Below are 19,064 nucleotides of genomic sequence, written 5' to 3' on the forward strand. Positions count from 1 at the left end.
CTGCAGCCCGAGCAAGGCCGGCCACCTCTGCAAGGCCATCGCCGTCCTGCAAAATCACCGCGTTGCCCAAGCCGCCTGGGGATGAAAAGGGGTCACTTCCTGGGCTTTCGGAAAGCGGCTGCGAGATGCCGGCCTACTCGGCTCCATGGGAACGGTGGGCGATTGTTACGACAATGCGCTGATGGAATCGTTCTGGGGAACGATGCAGCTCGAACTGCTCGACACCAGAATCTGGAAATCCCGCGACGAACTCGCCAACGCCATCTTCGAATGGATCGAATGCTGGTACAATCCATACAGACGCCATTCCAGCATCGGAATGCACAGTCCCGTCACGTTCGAGAGCCTCTACCGGCCCTCAGACGCCACTGAGTGACCTCACCTCAGGTGTCCGTGCAACGGGGGGAACCTCACGACCGAGTCAGCGCCTACATGCCCGGAAATACGACCTCAGTTCAGCGCTATCCGGTGAGCCGGCGCTGCTTTCCGATCGTGGACCGAAAAGGGGTTAAGAGTGGGCCTCCTTAAAAGGGAACCCGCAGGGTGACAATGAGCGAGTTCGGCCGACTACCTCCGCCAGGGCAGCTCCTCGATCGTGGTGATGTCGCCCGCCGCAAGTAGTCCGAAGAGTCGCAGCATCTCCTCGCGGCTGACCTTGCGCATCTCCCCGGGGGCCACCGAGTCATTGTCAGTGTTCTCCCACACCAGCAGGCCGCCGGTGAACGCGCTGAGACACCACCCGCTCGTCGTCTGCCTCTGCCAGACCATCCAGAACCCGCCGCATCGCGTCCGCATCAGGCTCGTCGATCGTCTCGCCCATCAAGTCGTACATGAAGAAACTCATGTGATCCATTACCTCATGAAGTGATCCACAGGGACGGGGCCAGTTATGACAGGGTGAGCAGTGTGGATAGGCCGACGGGCGATCAAGACATAGTTGAGATCTTGAGGGCGGTTCGGGTCAGCGACATCGTCTCGGGGACGATCACACATGTGGGACGTCCTCACGGGTCTGCGGTGAGGCTCGACGGGCGCCTGGGGCTGGTATCGGCGAACATCGGGCCTTTGGACTTCTCCTGGCGTCACCGGTCGGATGAGGCCAGACAGGTCGGCCAGCGCGTCACCGCCGAAGTGATCGCTGTCGATGAGGAACAGGGAATGATCGGTCTGTCCCTGGCCGCGACCGAGAATCCCGAACTCTGGGCATTCCTGAAAGGACTCCGCCCTGGTGAGGTGCTCAGCGGTGAAGTGGCAGACGTGCAGCGGTTCGGTGTGTTCGTGGCGCTGGATGATGGGCCGCCGCATCCCTTCTATCCAGGAGTAGGTTTCATCACGATCCCCGAGCTGTCCTGGCGCCATTTCGATGAGGTTTCTGAGGTCGTCGAGGCAGGGCAGCGGGTCACCTGTTCCTTTCTCTACTTCGATGACGTACAGGGCGAAGCAAGGCTCTCCCTTCGCTCACTTCAACCTGATCCTTTCCAGGAGTTCGCCGACGCGGCTCGCGAGAGACAGGAGTTCTGCGGAACCGTGACCAAGCTCGTCCCGTTCGGAGCCTTCGTCAGACTCGTTGAAGGCTTCGAGGGCCTGGTGCCCTTGGATGAGCTCGTCTCTATGCCTGTCGAGACTCCCGAGCAGGTCGTTCAGGTCGGCGACCGCGTCAAGGTGACCATCATCAGCTTGGATCGCGACGCCCGCCGATTGCTCCTCTCCCGCAAGAGGGCTGCGTCTGATCCTCTGTCGCCTTGATGGCACCTGGACAAGGGGCAGCACGCTCCGGGGCCGATGCGAGCGCGCCGTCCTCACCGAAAGCGTGGAGTACGTACAGACAAGAGCCCGCTATCCGATGAGCCAGGGCTGAGCGCGCCTGAACCCCCAGCACGAAGCGCCCCATTGCGAAGCCCGTTGTGCGCCGAAGGCGCCCCAGGAAGAACAGCCCGAGCGATAGCGAGGACCGCTCGGGGCGGGCTTCCACGACCAACCACCCAGACGGGCAACGGGTGGGCGGCACCCGGCCCACCTACCCGAAGAAAATGGTGGAGCCTAGGAGATTCGAACTCCTGACTTCCTGCTTGCAAATCGGCCTGATCCCCAGGCGGAACGGCCTCGACCTGGGCCGTCTATGGTCCGCGAGCGACCGTGACTGACGGCTGTTGACCGCCCTTAATGGCACGCTAATGGCACGACGATCATGTCTGTTACCTGGTCGCGTCCATGCGAGGCGTGCACCCGCCCGCCTGATCATCCCATCTGCCATCGACCCATCCGCATGGGGAGCGAGCCAGGGCTACAGGTCCCAGACGGAGCGCCCCACCGAACGGACGACAAGTCATGACTTCCGGGCGCCGATCGTCCGGCGGCACGGTGGTGACGCCTGCCGAAGACCGGACTCGACATCCAGCAGACGTCTATCCTGACGATTACGCGCTCCGGAATCCGCCGCCAGCGACACGAGGACGCCAGCCGCCCGACACAGGGCTTTTTACCTGCGGTTCCAAGGTGGATAAGGGTTCAGTTGTATCGGTAGCGTGGAGGTGTAACAGCTTGGAGGTCAACGATGTCCACCCCGCATCAAGACAGCGAGTCGCTGATCCCTCAGCCGCCACTGACCACCGCCGCCCTCAGGGCAGCAGTTGCCCAGATCGCTCCGGCCTACCTCAGCCAGTTTGTCGACCACCTCGACCAGGCGACAGAGCAGGCGGCGCGACAGAGCACGGTGGCACCTCTGCAGAACTTCTTGCAGCAATGGGGTGAGTTCGTGGCGATTCAGCGCTATCCCGCCCGAGCGGCCCGCCTGCACGCGTTGGAGACAGAGGTCGCTACCGCGACCGACAGAGTCAAGTTGGACTCGGCCTTGGCCGAAATCCATGAGATCACGGCATCCGCGCGCCGAGAGGTCGTCGGTGAGTGACGCCTGGACCTGGGAGTACAACCCCGACGCCGAGCATGTCATTGCCGGGCTCCCGCCGACAGTCATCCTTGAGGTTGAGCGGCTTGCTGACCAACTCGCAGTTCTCGGGAGAGATGCGGTCCGCGCCGGTAGAGGCCCGTTGCATGGGGGAGGTCTTCGAACGCTCGATCTGTTCGGCGGCCGCGGGTTCCTCCACTTCATCGTCGCGGAGCATCTGCGCCTTGCGCTGATCGTTCGCGTTACCTGGATAGATTGACGCGTGATTGTGGCAAATGATGACGAGTGGCGGCGTCTGTCAGTCAGCCTTAGACCACTGCCATCTAGTCACTTGACCTATCAAGTTTGGCTTTCCTGGAACTGGGACCGCAGCGCCAGGAGGCACTTTCCAGCTCACTCCATATGAACGACCACGTTGAACGCGCAGGCGGAGCCTGCGCGTTCAAGAAAATAAGGCGTATGAGCGAAGCGAAGTCCTCCGGGGGTCGGGGCTTCGGCCCGACTGGAAGCAGCGCCTGAACCCCCAGCGCGAAGCGCCCCATTGCGAAGCCCGTTGTGCGCCGAAGGCGCCCCAGGAAGAACAGCCCGAGCGATAGCGAGGACCGCTCGGGGCGGGCTTCCACGACCAACCACCCAGACGGGCAACGGGTGGGTGGCACCCGGCCCACCTACCCGAAGAAAATGGTGGAGCCTAGGAGATTCGAACTCCTGACTTCCTGCTTGCAAAGCAAATCGAACACAAGTTCGATGACCATTTAGGGCGTCACCGACCAGCGCTAGACCGTCCACCAACGTCCGCCAGCGTCCGCGACTGTTCACGCCGGTTGTCACGCAGTTAGTCACGCAGGCGCCGGAAAGCTACCTGCATGAAGGTGCTTCGCACGCCCACTTATGACCCGCCGTGCTACGCACGGACAAGCGGCTGAAACACCCGGGTGTTTCAGCAATCCCCCGCGCGTAGCGGGGCTAAGACGTGCGAAGCACCCTTTCAGCCCCGGCCACGCGACGCCTTATTCTCCAGTGACACTTCGCGATCTTGGTGGTTGCGGTGGCATGGAGCTGCAGCGGATGAGCGCGCCATCTGCTCTCCTCACGGAAAGCAGGCGAGGCGCCCACCTAATCAGACCTTGACCACTTTTCTGCAACGCCTTTAAGAACGCCACCCCTTGGAGTGAATGGCAATTATATGAAGTGGACATGGCGCAACAAATACGCCATCATGGCGATTGTAAAATCCGTCATCACATCCTTCTCGCATTTCAAAAAAAATGTCAACAGGGTCGCCAAATGGATCAAAAAGATTACTCTCAATCGCCACAGATTAAAGGCGTCCATAGAGGGGATAAATAGATTGGTCGAACACCAAGACCAATTTAACTCTACGGAGAAAGAGGTGGGCTGCAGATGGCGGATAGCCTATGGCAAGATCTACGCAGATATCTAGAAGTCACTTCAAGGGTCATCCATAAGTCTGGCCCAAATATCAATGTGGGCGAAAAATTCACGGTCAGAGTGACTGGCAGAAACGGCGCACCTAGGGGTGCGGGAGTACCCATTATTCTCTTCAGAAACCCAGCAGTCTCCGTCACGGGAACAGAATACGCGAAACTCGTCGGAAACGGCACAGACATCAAACTGTCCGACAAAGAGCTGTACCCTGGCGAGCAAAGTTACAAAGACATCGAAATGGAGGCACTCCGCGCAATCTCCGTCGATCCCGACCGCACTATCGCCAAAGCTAGGATCGTAGCCCACCTCGATGAGAGCCTGTTCTTCAGCATATATAACTATAGCACTGTAAATCACGATATTATGCCATCGTAATTCGACTCTTCACAAGCGCCTTTAGTCTAAAAGACGTGGGCTTACACGGATGGCCCGAGACGGCCTAACATCTAGGTCTTGATGTCACTCTTGTTTGAGGGGCTTTCAGAGGCGCCGCGATGCCGGGGGGACACCTGATCAGGAGACTGTCCCCCAACTGTCCCCCAGGGTTTAGCGCGTTTCCGCAGCTCGATCCATGTTTCGGGGACTCGGGGGACACACTCGACCCCTGGCGTAGCTCGACAGACCGGGACGAACAAGCTGCTGGAACACTGGGGGGCAGATGCCCCCCAGTGTTCCAGCCATCCCCCCGCGCGTAGCGCGGCTATAGACGCGCGAAGCACCTCTTCAACCCCCCTGCCGCAAGACGCCGAGATGACCCGAGACGGCCTAGCGTCTAGGTCCTACTCACAGGGGGACACCAGATCGGGAGACTGTCCCCCAAGTGTCCCCCGGCCGTAGCGACGTTTCCGCAGTTCAGCCCATGTCCGGAGACACGGGGGACACGGGGGACGCCAAGGGGGGACTAATGGACAGGCTGTCCCTGCACGGAAGTGTCCCTGCTGTCCCCCGTGTCCCCGAGCGCGATTTGACCTGCGGTAACGCGCCCGGATCATGAGGGACATCCCAGGGACAGGGTGTCCCTGCTGTCCCTCGCCGGGTTGCAGCCGCTGTTTGGCGTCGCGCCTGGCTGTAGAGCGCCGTACGGCCATGTCCTGACGTTCACTTACGGACGGTCGTGGACCTCGCCTGTGAGGCGCTGAGAGCCGTACCGGCGGGCCGTCCGCCAGCTGGCGCGCAGGACTCACCAGGGACCCCCCCCAGGGGGACAGCCTGTCCATTAGTCCCCCCTTGGTGTCCCCCGTGTCCCCCGTGTCCCCGAACGCGGGTTGACCTGCGGTAACGCGCCCGGATCATGAGGGACATCCCAGGGACAGGGTGTCCCTGCTGTCCCTCGCCGGGGACCCGTACGGCGGGGGGAAGGGGGCTGAAGGCGCTTCGCGCGTCTTCTGAGGCGCGCTCCGCGCGCAAAAAGCTGCTGTGAACGCTCTCGGATGATCGCGGGGGTGAGGGTCGCGAGCCAGCCGCAACCGGTCGCGGTGGCGCGACCATTCCCGCGACCAATGAAACATGATCCGACCAGCCGAGATATCCGCAGGTCGCGGGTAGCGGCGACGGGCTAACGCGGCCCGAAACCGGCCGTATGGCACTGCCTGGCACCCTGCCGGCCGCGACCGCGACCCATTGGCGCGCGACCATGGTTGAAGGGTTCAGGGACATGAGGGACAGCAGGGACACTTCCGTGCAGGGACAGCCTGTCCATTAGTCCCCCTTGGGCCGTTTCACGAGCTGAGCCGCACGGGCCTTAGACATCCCCCAGCGATCGGCCAGAGCCGAGAGGGACAAGCCTTCCTTGTCACGGATCTGCACGGCCAGTAGGGAACGCTGCCCTGCCGAGCTGTTCGTGTACCGCCGCAGTGCGTCAGTCCACCTCGACGCCGCAGCGAAGGCACGATCCAGGTCCTCATCAGCGGTCAGCGCCTCCTCAACAGATATACAGACCCGCTTGAGGTCATCAAGGGCAGTAGCGACTACCTCATTAGCGTCCACAGGGCTCATGGCGGCCAGCATACGCGGCCAACGTACAGGACTCCTAGACAGTATCGTGTAGGAGTACTTGACGATTCTCTTCTACGTCATCTAGATTCGCCGTATAGCACTCCTACACGAGAGCGCTGGCAAGGCAAGACCTTGGCGGGATGCACCCAGTCAGGGCCAGAACATTGATCAGTAGGAGAACTCTCGATGCACAACCACCCCACAGCCGCCACAGCAGAGCGGGTACTAGCCAACTGGGATCAGCCTCACGGGGCCGTGTCTAGTGAGGATGCCGTAGCGGTGCTTCTGGCCGCACGTGACCAGCCGTGCCACAGTTGCGGCGCGCCAGCACGCAAGCCGTGCCGCCTGAATTGTGGTGAGTGATCCTCGGACCGGGGTCACGGTCCTGCGGTCGGACCGCAGGACCGTGACCCCGGTCCGACCGCTTCGACCCATGGCGGTCGGACCGCATATCGCCTGTACGTAGGGGGGCTAGTACCCCTGCACTTCGTCCGTTGAAAGGGAACTCCGATCTACCGCTTCCAGCTCCCGGCCCGTCCTGCTGGAGGGGGCGGAAGCCATGGACGGCATTTTCCCGGCGAGTGAAGAAGCGTAGTCACGCAGTTAGTCACGCACCCCCGCTAAGCGATCAGTAGCGGGGGTGCGTTTGTGCTGGTGGAGCCTAGGAGATTCGAACTCCTGACTTCCTGCTTGCAAAGCAGGCGCTCTGCCAACTGAGCTAAGGCCCCTCGACGTGACGAAGATAGCTTACCGGCCCCCGACACCCATCTGCTGCCTACTCGGGTCTTCGCTCAAGATCAAGCCTGGGAAGTCGGCGATCGAGTCCAGGATGTGTGTGGCGCCTCCCTTGAGGAGTCGCTCCCGGCTGTGGACGCCGGTCATCACGCCGGCCACGATCGAGGCGCCGGCTCGGCGGCCGCAGAGCATGTCGCTTTCCGAGTCGCCGATGACCGCCACCTGTCGTACGTCCTCGATGCCGAGGCGGAGTACGGCGTGCAGGACCATGTCGGGCCAGGGGCGGCCGCGGCCGCCGGCGTCTTCGGGGCAGATGGCGAGGTCGATCTTGTCGTGCCAGCCGAGGACGCTGAGGATGCGGCTCAGGGTGACGCGGCTGAAGCCGGTGATCAGGGCCAGTTTCAGGCCGGAGCCGCGGAGCTTGTCGAGGACCTCGATGACTCCGGGCATGGGAACGAGACCTGCTCGGTCGAGCGCACCCTCGTATGAGCGCTCGAACGTCAGGTTCGCCGCCTGAGCCTGGGCCTCGTTGCCGGGGAAGATCCCTCGGAAGACATCGATCTTGGGACAGCCCCGGGACCGGTGCACGTGCACCATGGCACGCGCGTACGCGCCGGTCCCGGGGACGATGCCCTGAGTGGCTATCGCCTCGGCGAAAGCCCGCTCGACCATGGCGATGTCACCGACTGTTGTGCCGGCCAGGTCCAGGCACGCCAGCTTTATCTGGACGACGTCATTCATCGCCTCGCCAGGTCGGTTAGTTCTCGCTGCCGGTGGCCTCGGTCCAGAGATCGAGCTCGGCGCGGTCGGCCTGCACCTTGCGCCAGACCAGCAGCCCCCCAAGGGCGATCAGCGCCAGAACGACAAGCTTCTTCACGGTGTGACCCCACTTCTTCGACGGCCTCACCTGCCGGGGTGAGACCCAACGGTTGACATGCAGCCTAGCAAGGGATGGCTGCGGTCCTTGTGTTGTGCACGAACCAGATGTACCGGATGTGCAAAGAACGAATGAACAACCCCAGGTGGGGCCGGTTATCCCGTCCCATCTCGGACACCAGGTAGATCATGTCAAACCGTAGCGGTTGCGGGTGGCCCAGCTCACGGCCGGGGTCATCGCGGCGCCGGCCGCCACGAACAGGCCGCCGACCAGCAGCCACCCCAGCGTGCCCCCGCCGATGACGAGGGTGGTGAGGACGACCGGGCCGAGCATCCTGGCCACCGCCATCCCGGTCCCGAAGAAGCCCTGGTACTGGCCCTGCTTGTCCGCCGGAGCCAGGGTGAAGCCGATCTCCCAGGCGCCCGCCCCGAGCAGCATCTCGCCGTACGCCTGGAGCCCGGCCGCGGCGAGCAGGATCAGCCCGGCGAGCCAGGCCGACGAGCCGATGGCCGACATCGCGAACACCGCGCAGGCCGCCAGCATGACCAGGCCCGCGTACCGCACCGACCGGGAGGCGTCGGCCAAGCCCCTGACCCGCCGCGCGATCCGTACCTGAAAGAGCAGCACGCTCACCGTGTTGACCAGGAGCAGGGCCGAGACCAGCCAGGTCGGTGCCGTGGTGCGCTGGACGATCCAGAGAGGGACGATCAGGCTGAGCAGCGGCATGTAGAAGAGCATGACCGCGTTGATCAGCGTGATCACCGCGTACGGCCGGTCCCTGAGCACGGCCAGCTTCGGCCCGGCGGCGGCGGGGACGGGGGCGACGGCGGGCAGTCGCAGCAGCAGGAGGGCGGCGACCAGGAAGCTGACGGCGTCCACCGCGAACACCGTCAGGTACGCCTCCCGGCTGTCCACATGCAGCGCGAACCCGCCCAGAGTGGCGCCCATCGCGAGGCCGCCGTTGATCGTGGACTGGAGTACGGCCCGGACCTCCGTGCGTTTGCCCGGCTCGATCAGTCCGGCCAGCAGCGCCTGGCGGGCCGCGGACAGGCCGGTCTGCGCGGTGCCGTACAGGCAGGCGGCCAGTACGAACAGCGCGAACGACCGCACGAACAGGAACGACATGACCGCGACGGCGGTCGTCAGGGCCAGGAGGACGGCCACTCCGCGCGGCCCGCGGCGGTCGGCCAGGTGGCCGAGGGGGACGCCCGCGACGGTGCCGACGGCCCAGCCCAACGTGAGCCCTAAGCCGATCTCCGTCGCCGACAGGCCGACGATCCTGGCGAAATAGAGCGCCGAGGTGACCAGGTAGGCGCCGTCGCCGATCGAGTTCGCCAGCTGCGCCTGTACGAGGAGACCCCTGCTCGACCACCTGCTCGCCGTCGTGGATCCCGGAGTGGATCCGGGAGTGGGTCCCGGAGTGGGTCCCGTCGTAGTCATCGTCGCAGGTCCCGTCGCGGTAAGAGTGGCACCGGCGGTCAGCCCTTGTACGACTCGGGGGTCATGCGGGTGGCCACGCCCATCCGGTTCCAGGCGTTGATCGTGGCGACGGCCACCACCAGGGCGGCGAGTTCCTGGTCGTCGAAGTGTTCGGCGGCCTGCTGCCAGATCTCGTCGGTGATGTCGTCGGTCGAGAGCCTGGTGGCGGCCTCGGTGAAGGCCAGGGCGGCGCGTTCCTGGGCGGTGAAGAAGGGGGCCTCCTGCCACACGGCCACGGCGTGCAGCCTGGCGTCGCTCTCGCCCGCCTGCTTGGCGTCGCCGCTGTGCATGTCCACGCAGTAGACGCAGCCGTTGATCTGGCTGGCGCGCAGGCGTACCAGCTCCAGCAGGGGTGCGGGCAGGGTGCTGTGCCGGACGTACCGGTCGAGGCCGGCCATGGCTTTATAGGCCTCGCCGGCTAGTTCGCCGAGATTCATGCGCTGTGTCATGGCTCCACCCTAAGACTCGTCTTGTCCCGGTATAAGCTCCAATTTTCGGGTAAATGATTGGGCCAAGATGGATGTCCACGTAAGCCTTCATGGCCGGGGTGACCTGGCCGCACAGGTCTACCGGCAGCTGCTGGACGCGATCCTCGACGGCCGGCTCAGATCGGGCGAACGCCTGCCACCGACCCGCGAGCTGGCCAGACGGCTGGAGATCTCCCGGAACACGGTCGCGGTCGCCTACGACCGGCTGGTGGCCGACGGCTTCCTCGTCGGCCGGGCGGGCGCGGGCACGTTCGTCTCGGCGGAGCGGGTACGCGCCACCAGGTCGGCGCCCCAGGGCGTCGTACGGCCCCGCGCCATCTGGCGGTCCATGGCCGCCGAGGCGCCGGCTTCCACCCACGAGTACGACTTCCGCGTGGGCGTGCCCGATCCCCGGCTGTTCCCGATGGAGACGTGGCGCAGGCTGGTGGCCCGTGAGCTCCGTACCAGCCTCGCCGGATATGCCGACCCTTCCGGCCACGAAGCCCTAAGGGACGCTATCGCACGACATATAGGTATCAGCCGCTCCGTACGAGCCGGTGCCGACGACGTCCTGATCACCAACGGCGCCCAGCAGGCGCTCGACCTCATCGGCCGGGTGCTCATCGACCCCGGCGCCTGCGTGGCGGTCGAGGAGCCGGGCTACCCGCCCGCGCGCCGGCTGTTCCGCTCACTGGGCGCCCGCGTGGCCGGAGTCCCGGTGGACGGCGAGGGCATCGACGTGACCGCCATCCCCAACACCGTCCGGCTGGTGTACGTCACCCCTTCCCACCAGTTCCCGCTCGGCACCCCGATGTCGCTGGCTCGCCGCGCCGCGCTGCTGGCCTGGGCGGAGCGGCGGCGTGGCGTGATCGTCGAGGACGACTACGACAGCGAGTTCCGCTTCGGCGACCGGCCGCTGGAGCCGCTCCAGAGCCTGGACCGGGCGGGGCGGGTCATCTATGTCGGCTCGTTCTCCAAGACGCTGCTGCCCATGCTGCGCCTCGGCTTCCTGGTGGCCCCCGCTTCGCTCATGCCCGCGCTGCGCGCCGCCAGGCAGCTGAGCGACTCCCACGGCGAGCTGTCCACGCAGGCCGCGCTGGCCCGCTTCATCGACGAGGGCCTGCTGGCCAGGCACATCAGGAAGGCCACCCGCGAGTACGCCGCCCGGCACGCGCTCGTCGTCGACACCCTCACCGGTGACGACCGCCTGCGGCTGGTCCCCTCGGTCGCGGGGCTGCACCTGTGCGCCCGCTTCTCCCCCGGGGTGTCCGTACGTCCGGCTCCCCGGCTCGCGCTGGAACGGCTCGACGCCTACTGCGGTGAGAGCCCCGCCCAGCAGGGCCTGGTTCTGGGGTACGGCGCGATTCAGCAAGCCGAGATCCCCGAGGGCTTGAACGTCCTGAAGGAAGCCCTGGTCTGACACCGTCACACGACTGTCTCGATCCCTGTGACGGTCTGTGGTGGCTGGGGTCCTTATAGGGAGATACCCCCTTCGGGGGACCGGGGGGTCGGGGGAGAGGAAGAACGGACACCCGACCCCGCTAGATGTGCTTGCGGCTCCAGAACCGTCGCGTGCGCTCCCCCGGCAGGTGCGGCTCGTCCGGCGGTGTCGGCTGCCGGACGATCACGACCGTCGTCTTGGCGTGCCGAGCGCAGTACATGCTCGTCGAAGGCAGGAACAACCGGCTGAGCATCCCCCGCTTGCCCCGCCCCAGCACCAGCAGATCGCCCTCACGGGCCAGGTCGACGAGGTGATAGCCGGGATCACCGACCCGGCCGACCACCGCCGTGGTGAGGTCGGCGGGCAGCCCACCGGCCACGTCGTCGAACACGCCCGCGATCACCTCGTTGCACCGCGCCTCCTCCCCCGCCTTCATGGCGTGCTGCACGGGCAGCGCCTCGGGGAAGGGGTGTACCGGGGCCCGGCTGACGTGGACGGCGATCAGCGCCATCCGATGCAGCCGCGCGGCCCCGATGGCCCACGCCAGTGCCCAGCGCGAGGCCGGGGACTCGTCCACCCCCACGATCAGCCTCGCTCCGCCGGGCAGGTCCTGATCCACCGCGACCCTCCTCGAAGAGGTACTCGACCATAGTGCGCCTCCGGGCCGGTTACCGGGAGGTGGCACTTTGCGAACTCTGGAGTCGTTCGCGATCCCCGGCGTAGCATGCGTGGGTGGAACGTGGGTGGGTGCAACCCCGTCCCGCCCTCGACCGGCGGCTCGACGGGGCGCTGACGCACAGGCTCACCACTTTGGTGGCCACCACGGGCTACGGCAAGTCGATCGCGCTGACGAGTTGGAGTGAGGCGGTCGGCGCGGTGCTCCACCGGCTGGGGCCGGCCGATCGCGACCTCACCACGCTGGCCGGCGCGCTGGTCTCGGCCCTGGCAGAGGTGGTTCCGGACCTGCCCGCCGAGCTCGCCGCCGCCGCCGAGTCCCCGCTCGGGCCGGACGCCGACGAGCTGTCCAGGGCGGCGGCGCTGGCGGGCGCGCTGGCCGAGGCGCTGGCGGGGCGACTGCGACGGGGACTCGCCTTGGTCTTCGACGGCATCGAGACGATCATCGGCGCGGCCGGCTCCGTACGCTATGTCGAGACCCTGGTCCGGGCGGCCCCCCGCCACCTGCACGTGGTCACCGCATCACGGGCGCCGCTGCCGTTCCCCACCGCGCGCCTTCGCCAGGATCATGAGGTGCTCGACCTCGACGCGACCGACCTCGCGCTCACGATCGGCGAGACCACGGCCTGGGCGCGCGAGCGGCTGGGCGAGCCGGGGGCGGCGATCGCCGCCACGCTGCACGACGCCTGCGGCGGCTGGCCCGCCGCCGTGCGGGCCGCGCTCGACGCGCTCGCCCGCACCGATCCGGCCGCCTGGCCGGGTACGGCCGCGGGCCTGGCCGCCACCTCCGCCACGCTGGAGCGGCTCACGCTGTCGGCGTTCAATGACCTGCCCGCGGCGATGCGCGAGCTACTGCGGGCGGCGACCGTGCTGCCCGTGCTCACCGACGACCTCGCCGCCGCGCTCGGCGCCCCGCCCGACACGCTGGCCTCGCTGACCAGCCGGGGCCTGTTCCTGGAGGCCGGCCACGACGGGCACCGGGCGGCCTCGACGGGCACTCAGCGCACAGCCGACGGACACGGGCCGGGCGCCCACCCGACGGCCGACGGACACAGGCTGCCCAGCGGATACCGGCTGACCGCGACCAGCGCCCACGTGCTGGCCGCGCACGCGCCGCTCGACCGGCACGAGGCCCACGACACGGCCGCCGTCGCCGCCCGCTGGTACGTCGAGCACGACCAGCCGGAGCTTGCCCTGCGCGCCGCGGTCGCCACCCGGCACAGCACGCTCGTCACCTCGCTGCTCGGCACGCACGGCCTGCGCCTGGCCGAGCGCGGCGACGACGTGGTGGCGGCGCTCGCCCTGCTGCCCGAGCCGATCAGGCAGGCGCCGGCGATGCAGCGGCTGGCGGGCATCGCGGAGCAGAACCGCGGCGACTGGACCCGGGCGCGCGACCTGCTCGCCCGCGCGGCGGCGACCTCGGTGTTCGACGCGTTCCTGGCCCGGCGGCTCGGCCTCATCGACCATCTGCGTGGCGATCTAGACTCGGCCATCGCCATCTACACCAAGGGCTTCGAGTACGGGCTGCCGCCGGCCGACGCGGCGATGTGCGCGGCCTCCACCGCGTCGGTGCTCTGGCTGAAGGGCGACCGGGCGGGCTGCGCCGAGCTCGCGGACCGGGCGCTGGAGCTGGCCAGCGCGCTGGGCGATCCCGGCGCCCTGGCCGCGGCCAACACCGTGCAGGCCATGCTCGCCTCGCTCGACGGCGACCGGCGGGCCAACGACGCCTATTACCTGCGCGCGCTGGAGTACGCCGAGCGGGCCGGGGACGTCGTCCAGCTCATCCGTATCCGGGCCAATCGCGCCTCCTGTCACCTCGATGAGGCCGCCTACACCAGGGCGCTGGCGGAGGTCGAGATCGCGGCCAGGCTGTCGGATCTGGTGTCGTTCGCCCCGTACGCCGCACTCAACATCGCCAACCGGGCCAAGGCGCTGATCGGGCTCGGCCGGCTGGAGGAGGCGGCGATCGACGCCGCGGACGCGGCGGCCAGGTGGGAGGCGATGGGGTCGCGGTTCGTCGGCTATGGGCTGATCCGGCTGGCCGACATCCAGGTGCTGCGCGGCGACCGCAGGTCGGCGATGGCCATCTACCGGCGGATCATCGCGGACGCCGGCGCGTCCGGCGAGGTTCAGGAGCTGTCCAACGCCCTGAACAAGCTGGCCGTCCTGCTCACGGAGGACGATCCCGACGAGGCGGCCCGCGTGGCCGCGCGGGCGCTGAAGCACGCGGAGGGCATCGCCGGGGTGGACGCCAGGCTGGTCGCGGCCCGCGTCGCGCTGGCGGCCGGGAGATATGACGAGGCCAGGGCGCTGCTGTCCGAGGCCGAGTCCGCCGCCGTGCGCCGCAGGGACCACGCGGCGCGGGCGGCGATGGTGGAGCTGCGCGCCGAGCTCGACGGCGACTCCCGGCTGGCCGACGAGGCCGTGCGTCAGTGGTCGGCGCTCGGCGATCCGATCGGCCGGGCCAGGGCCGAGCTGGTCAGGGCCGCGCTGGGCGACGCGGTGCCCGGCAGGGAGATCGCGCATCAGGTCAGGAGCCGCATGCACGCGATCGGCTGCCGGGCGCTCGATGCCAGGATCGACGCGCTGGTCGGCCGGTTCACGCCGGTGGCGGAGGCGCGTGTGCGGGTCGAGACCATGGGAACGTTCCGAGTCCTGCGCGGCGCGGTGCCCGTCGCGCGTACGGCCTGGCAGTCGCGCAAGGCCCGCGACCTGCTGAAGATCCTGGTCAGCCGCCGGGGCGCGGCGATCGGCAGGGAACGGCTGGTGGAGATCCTCTGGCCGGAGCAGCAGGGCGACGCGGTCGGGCTGAAGCGGCTGAACGTGATGGTGTCCACGCTGCGGGCGGTGCTCGATCCGGATCATGTACGTCCGGCGGACGAGTTCGTCGTCTCCGACGAGGGCGCGCTGCGGCTCGACCTGGCCAACGTGGACGTCGATGTTGAGGACTTCCTCGATCTGGTGGGCTCGGCCGGGCAACTCGATCAGGCGGGGCGGGCGGCGGAGGCGCTGGCGCGGTGGGCGGAGGCCGAGGCGTCCTACGGGGGCGACTTCTGCGAGGAGGACCCGTACGCCGACTGGGCCGTGGGGCTGCGGGAGGAGGCGCGGCTGGCGTACGTGCGGGCGGCCGCCAGGCTCGCGACGGCGCGGGCGGGCGAGGGGCGGCACGACGAGGCGGCTCGCTACTGGCTGCGCCTGCTCGAACGCGATCGATACGACGAGCGCGCCCACCTCGGGCTGGTGCGGGTGCTGGACTCGGCGGGCCGACGCGGCGACGCGCGGCGGCGCTACGCCCTGTACGCCGAGCGGATGCGCGAGCTGGAGGTCGAACCCGCGCCCTACCCCACCTGAAAAGCCCGCCTCGACCCCATCTGAGCAGCCCCTCTCCGGCCCACCTGAACCTGGCCTGAACCGGTCGGGGAGATGGTGCCGACATGAGGACGGTCATCGTACGGCTGGTCGAGCCTGAGCAGTCCGGCGGCCAGCTCCGCGGGCTGCTCGAAGAAGTCGGTGGCGAACCGGTGCCGTTCAGCGGGAGCGAGGCGATCGTCGACCTGCTGCTCTCCGCCGCCGGGTTGAGCCGAGATCAGCCTTGAACCTCCCGCGAACCTCGCTCACCATCATCGAGGGTGAGAGGAGGCACGATGAGCGAGCAGCTGGGGAGCACATGGCCGTTCGTCGGGCGAGGGGGCCAGCTGGCGACCGTACGGGAGGCACTGCGGTCGCGGGCGGGCGTGATGATCGCCGGAGACGCGGGGGTGGGCAAGAGCAGGCTGGCGGCGCAGGCGCTGTCCGGCCTGGAGGGGTACGGGGTGGTTCGGGCGCTGGGTACGGAGACGGCGGCGGCGATCCCGTTCGGCGCGTTCGCCCACGCGCTGACCGAACCGCCCAGCAGCGGGGAGAACCTGCTGCGCTGGGCCGCGCGGCACCTGGGCATCAGCGCGGGACGGGACGAGCTGCTGGTGAGCGTGGACGACGCGCACCGGCTCGACGCGGCCTCGGCCGCGCTGGTGCACCACCTGGCGGAGAGCGGCGCCGCGAGGTTACTGGTCACGGTGCGCAGCGGTGAGCCGCTGCCCGCGCCGGTCGCCGCGCTGTGGAAGGACGAGCTGCTCCGCCGCGTTGAGCTGCCGCCCCTGACCGTGGCCGAGGTCGGGGAGGTGCTGGAGGGGGCGCTCGGCGGAGAGGTGGCCGGACAGACCGTCAGGCACCTGGCCAGGGTCAGCGAGGGGAACGTGCTCTACCTGCGCGAGGTCGTGCACGCCGGCCGTACCTCGGGATGTCTGACCGAGACCGACGGGCAGTGGCGCTGGCAGGGCGAGCTGTCGATGACCACCCGGCTGCGCGAGCTGGTCGACGCCAGGATCGGGCACCTCGACCAGGAGGAGCGGGAGGTGCTGGAGCTGGTGGCGTTCGGCGAGCCGCTCGGCACCGATCTGCTGGTCTCGCTCACCTCGCCGATCGCGGTGGAGCGAGTCGAGGACCGCGGGCTGATCGTGGCCGTGCGCGACGTGCAGCGAGAGCACGTGCGGCTCGGCCACCCCCTCTATGGCGAGGTGGTACGCGGCGCCTGCGGCACGCTGCGGACGCGGCGGCGGCTGCGGATGCTCGCCGAGGCGCTGGAGGCGAGCGGGCTGCGGCGGCGCGAGGACGTGCTGCGCGCGGCCGTCTGGCGGCTCGACAGCGGCTCGACCACCGATCCGGACATGCTGCTCGTCGCTGCTCGGCTGGCCTGGGCCAGGCAGGATCCCCGTCTGGCCGCGCGGCTGGCCAGGGCGGCGATGGACGCGGGCCCGAGCGTGGCCGCGGTCGCGCTGCTCGGCGAGTCGCTCATGGTGCTCGGCGACGCCGACACCGCGCTGACGGCGCTGCGGCAGACGGCACCGGCGGTGGTCACCGAGAGCGAGCGCGCGCAGCACGCCATCAGCCTGGGACTCAACCACGCCTGGGCGGGCTCGCTCACCGAGGCGTGCCGGGTGCTCGGCGAGGCGGCGCGTACGCTCACCGACCCGGCCTGGCAGCAGGAGGCACACATCTACCTCGGCGTGGCCGAGTTCTGGGCGGGCCGCACCACCCGAGCCGTCGAGTCGCTCGAACGGGCCCGCGCGTGCACGCCGATCACCGTGCGCGGCGCGGCGCACCTGGCCGCGCTCGACTCGTGGACCAGCGCCTACTCGGGACGGACCGAGCACACCATCGCGGTCGTCGAGCAGGCCCTGGCCGGGGTGGACGACTGGGGGGACGAGACGCCGCACGCGCTGCCGACGATGCTCGACGCGCGCTGCGCGGCCGAGACGTTCGCCGGGCGGCTGGACGCGGCGGAACGCACCGCCGATTACGGCATGGAGCTGGCCGCCGCCGAGCTGTCGGTCTCCGGGTTCGGGGCGTTCCGCGCGCTGGTCAGCAGGCTGCGGGGCGACGCCGAGGGCGCCGTGCGCTGGAGCCGCGACGACGCCGCCGGGCTGTACGACCGCTCGCCGTACCGAGGACGGTGCCTGGCCGAGCAGGCGCACGCTTTGGCGCTGCTGGGCAGGACGGCGGAGGCGCGCGACCTGCAGGCCGAGGCCGAGGAGCTGGCCTCCCGATGGGCGTTCACCCGCTATCCGACGCTGCAGGCCGGGGTGTGGGTGGCGGCGGGCAGCGGGGACCTGGACGAGGCGGTACGCCTGTGCCTGTCGGCGGCCGATGCCGCGGAGAAGCACGAGCAGTCGGGGCACCTGATGTTCGCGCTGCACGACCTGGTGCGGCTGGGGGTTCCCGCGCTGGCCGCCGACCGCCTGTCCGCGCTGGCCGAACGGGTGGACGGCCACCTCGCCGGGCTCCTGGCCCGGCACGCGCGGGCCACCGGCGACCCCGACGAGCTGCGTGCGGTGGCGGCCGGGTTCGAGCGGCTCGGGATGATCCTGTACGCCGCCGAGGCCACCGCCCAGGAGTCCGCCGCCTACCGCGCGATGGGCAGGGGCGCTCTGGCCAAGGGGGCGCAGACCAGAGCGTGGTCGCTGGCCAGGCGCTGCCCGGGGGTGTCGACGCCCGCGCTGGTCGAGCTGGCCACGCCCGAGCTGACGCCGCGCCAGCGGGAGATCGTCCAGCTCGCGGCGGCCGGCCTGACGAACCGGCAGATCGCCGCCCGGCTCACGGTCTCCACCCGGACGGCCGCGAACCACCTGCAGGCCGTGTACGAGAAGCTCGGCGTCAACGACCGTGCGGAGGTGGGCCGGTTACTCGCCTCCCTCTGAACGGGGGTTGCCCGGCTCGCTCTGAGCGAGCCCGGGCCTGGCTAGACCAGTGCCAGCAGGCCGTCGTGGAACAGCGCGCGTTCGTGCTCGGTGATCGCGCCGTACGGCTCGGCGGCCCGCCGGTTGGTCTCCCGTTCGATCCGGTCGCGCAGCGGCCCCGGCCCGAGCACGACGATCTCGCCGGCGGTGAGGCCGGCGGCCCGCCAGGCGGCGGCGTGCGAGTCGGCGCGGTGGTAGCGCAGCGCGGCGAGCCGGTTGAACAGCAGCACACCCGCCGGTGTACCCACCGGTTCGTACGGCGGCGCCATCGCGGCGAAGGCGCCCAGATCCGTCGTGGCGCCCTGCGCGTCACCGGGATCCGCTCCGGCCGCGCCGATCACCCGTCCGGCCAGCTCGGCGAGCGTTTTGAGGTCGCGGCCCGCCCAGATCCGCTCGGTGGTGGCGGCGTGCACGGCGTAGAGGCCGTCGATGAACGCCAGCGCCTTGGCCGTCGCCCGCAGCGCGCCGTCGCCGTCCTCCTCCAGCATGCCCAGGTCCAGGTGGTCCTGGATCTCGGCGTCGAGCTCGGCCGCGTCGCCGTACCGGTAGATCGTGGCGAGCGAGCGGCGGCTCAGCGGGCGGAGGGGGAGCGTGAAGCGCAGGTCGATCAGGAAGCCGGGCAGCAGTCCCGCGTCCTGCGCGCGAGCCGAGGCATGCACGTTCACGTGGACCGCGCCGATGACGGGACCCATGGTCGCCGCATAATCCGCCAGGTCATGTAATTTCGGCATTGAGCGCCATTATGCCGGTGGAGAAGCGGTCGTGT

16 protein-coding genes and 1 tRNA gene are annotated in these 19,064 nt (G+C 68.5%); 9 read left to right on the forward strand and 8 right to left on the reverse strand.

Features of this window, described 5'->3' with window-relative positions:
* Positions 1-145 precede the first annotated feature (145 nt).
* Complete coding sequence (locus tag ACGFJ2_RS30270; protein WP_393474018.1) at positions 146-376, forward strand: integrase core domain-containing protein; 231 nt, start codon at positions 146-148, stop codon at positions 374-376.
* A gap of 312 nt (positions 377-688) precedes the next feature.
* Here ACGFJ2_RS30270 and ACGFJ2_RS30275 read toward each other — a convergent pair whose 3' ends face one another.
* Positions 689-844, reverse strand: a complete 156-nt coding sequence (locus tag ACGFJ2_RS30275) for a hypothetical protein (RefSeq protein ID WP_393474021.1) — start codon at positions 842-844, stop codon at positions 689-691.
* Between the two features lie 62 nt (positions 845-906).
* Here ACGFJ2_RS30275 and ACGFJ2_RS30280 point away from each other — a divergent pair, with 62 nt between their 5' ends.
* From ACGFJ2_RS30280 to ACGFJ2_RS30295, 4 genes are all read left to right on the forward strand, one after another.
* Positions 907-1,746, forward strand: coding sequence for a S1 RNA-binding domain-containing protein (locus tag ACGFJ2_RS30280; RefSeq protein WP_393474024.1), 840 nt, complete (start codon positions 907-909; stop codon positions 1,744-1,746).
* A gap of 808 nt (positions 1,747-2,554) precedes the next feature.
* Positions 2,555-2,908: a DUF6247 family protein gene (locus ACGFJ2_RS30285; protein ID WP_357938259.1), complete on the forward strand. Its 354-nt coding sequence runs from the start codon at positions 2,555-2,557 to the stop codon at positions 2,906-2,908.
* A complete protein-coding gene (locus ACGFJ2_RS30290) occupies positions 2,901-3,164 on the forward strand; it encodes a hypothetical protein (RefSeq protein ID WP_393474028.1) in 264 nt (87 codons plus the stop codon). Before ACGFJ2_RS30285 ends, ACGFJ2_RS30290 begins: the two co-directional genes overlap by 8 nt.
* 1,229 nt (positions 3,165-4,393) lie before the next feature.
* Positions 4,394-4,729, forward strand: coding sequence for a hypothetical protein (locus tag ACGFJ2_RS30295; protein WP_393474031.1), 336 nt, complete (start codon positions 4,394-4,396; stop codon positions 4,727-4,729).
* A 2,272-nt stretch (positions 4,730-7,001) separates the two neighbouring features.
* On the opposite strand, the gene ACGFJ2_RS30300 is transcribed toward ACGFJ2_RS30295, so the two are convergent.
* The 5 genes from ACGFJ2_RS30300 to ACGFJ2_RS30320 all read right to left on the reverse strand — a co-directional run bounded on the left by ACGFJ2_RS30300 (position 7,002) and on the right by ACGFJ2_RS30320 (position 9,889).
* Positions 7,002-7,077, reverse strand: a tRNA-Ala gene (locus tag ACGFJ2_RS30300).
* 19 nt (positions 7,078-7,096) lie between these two features.
* Positions 7,097-7,825, reverse strand: a complete 729-nt coding sequence (locus ACGFJ2_RS30305; protein WP_357938255.1) for an HAD-IA family hydrolase — start codon at positions 7,823-7,825, stop codon at positions 7,097-7,099.
* Positions 7,826-7,841: 16 nt separating this feature from the next.
* The gene (locus ACGFJ2_RS30310; RefSeq protein ID WP_214635294.1) at positions 7,842-7,961 is read right to left on the reverse strand and encodes a DLW-39 family protein; all 120 of its coding nucleotides are present in this window, start codon (positions 7,959-7,961) and stop codon (positions 7,842-7,844) included.
* Positions 7,962-8,147: 186 nt separating this feature from the next.
* A complete protein-coding gene (locus ACGFJ2_RS30315) occupies positions 8,148-9,401 on the reverse strand; it encodes an MFS transporter (RefSeq protein ID WP_393474034.1) in 1,254 nt (417 codons plus the stop codon).
* 38 nt (positions 9,402-9,439) lie between these two features.
* Entirely contained in the window at positions 9,440-9,889 is a 450-nt protein-coding gene (locus ACGFJ2_RS30320) for a carboxymuconolactone decarboxylase family protein (protein ID WP_393474037.1), read from the reverse strand.
* Between the two features lie 67 nt (positions 9,890-9,956).
* Between ACGFJ2_RS30320 and ACGFJ2_RS30325 the strand changes: the two genes are divergently transcribed.
* Positions 9,957-11,327: a PLP-dependent aminotransferase family protein gene (locus tag ACGFJ2_RS30325; protein WP_393474040.1), complete on the forward strand. Its 1,371-nt coding sequence runs from the start codon at positions 9,957-9,959 to the stop codon at positions 11,325-11,327.
* A 121-nt stretch (positions 11,328-11,448) separates the two neighbouring features.
* Here ACGFJ2_RS30325 and ACGFJ2_RS30330 read toward each other — a convergent pair whose 3' ends face one another.
* Complete coding sequence (locus ACGFJ2_RS30330) at positions 11,449-11,967, reverse strand: universal stress protein (protein ID WP_357938247.1); 519 nt, start codon at positions 11,965-11,967, stop codon at positions 11,449-11,451.
* 113 nt (positions 11,968-12,080) lie between these two features.
* Between ACGFJ2_RS30330 and ACGFJ2_RS30335 the strand changes: the two genes are divergently transcribed.
* From ACGFJ2_RS30335 to ACGFJ2_RS30345, 3 genes are all read left to right on the forward strand, one after another.
* Positions 12,081-15,374 carry a BTAD domain-containing putative transcriptional regulator gene (locus tag ACGFJ2_RS30335; RefSeq protein ID WP_357938245.1) on the forward strand — a complete coding sequence of 1,098 codons (3,294 nt, stop codon included), beginning with the start codon at positions 12,081-12,083 and terminating at the stop codon, positions 15,372-15,374.
* Between the two features lie 83 nt (positions 15,375-15,457).
* Positions 15,458-15,619 carry a hypothetical protein gene (locus tag ACGFJ2_RS30340; protein WP_357938243.1) on the forward strand — a complete coding sequence of 54 codons (162 nt, stop codon included), beginning with the start codon at positions 15,458-15,460 and terminating at the stop codon, positions 15,617-15,619.
* 48 nt (positions 15,620-15,667) lie between these two features.
* Complete coding sequence (locus ACGFJ2_RS30345; RefSeq protein ID WP_393474042.1) at positions 15,668-18,259, forward strand: LuxR C-terminal-related transcriptional regulator; 2,592 nt, start codon at positions 15,668-15,670, stop codon at positions 18,257-18,259.
* A gap of 41 nt (positions 18,260-18,300) precedes the next feature.
* Here the strand turns inward: ACGFJ2_RS30345 and ACGFJ2_RS30350 are convergent, their stop codons facing one another.
* A complete protein-coding gene (locus tag ACGFJ2_RS30350; protein ID WP_393474044.1) occupies positions 18,301-19,029 on the reverse strand; it encodes a hypothetical protein in 729 nt (242 codons plus the stop codon).
* Between the last annotated feature and the right edge of the window lie 35 nt (positions 19,030-19,064).

The sequence above is a fragment of the Nonomuraea sp. NPDC049028 genome, from assembly GCF_043197735.1.
GTDB lineage: Bacteria > Actinomycetota > Actinomycetes > Streptosporangiales > Streptosporangiaceae > Nonomuraea.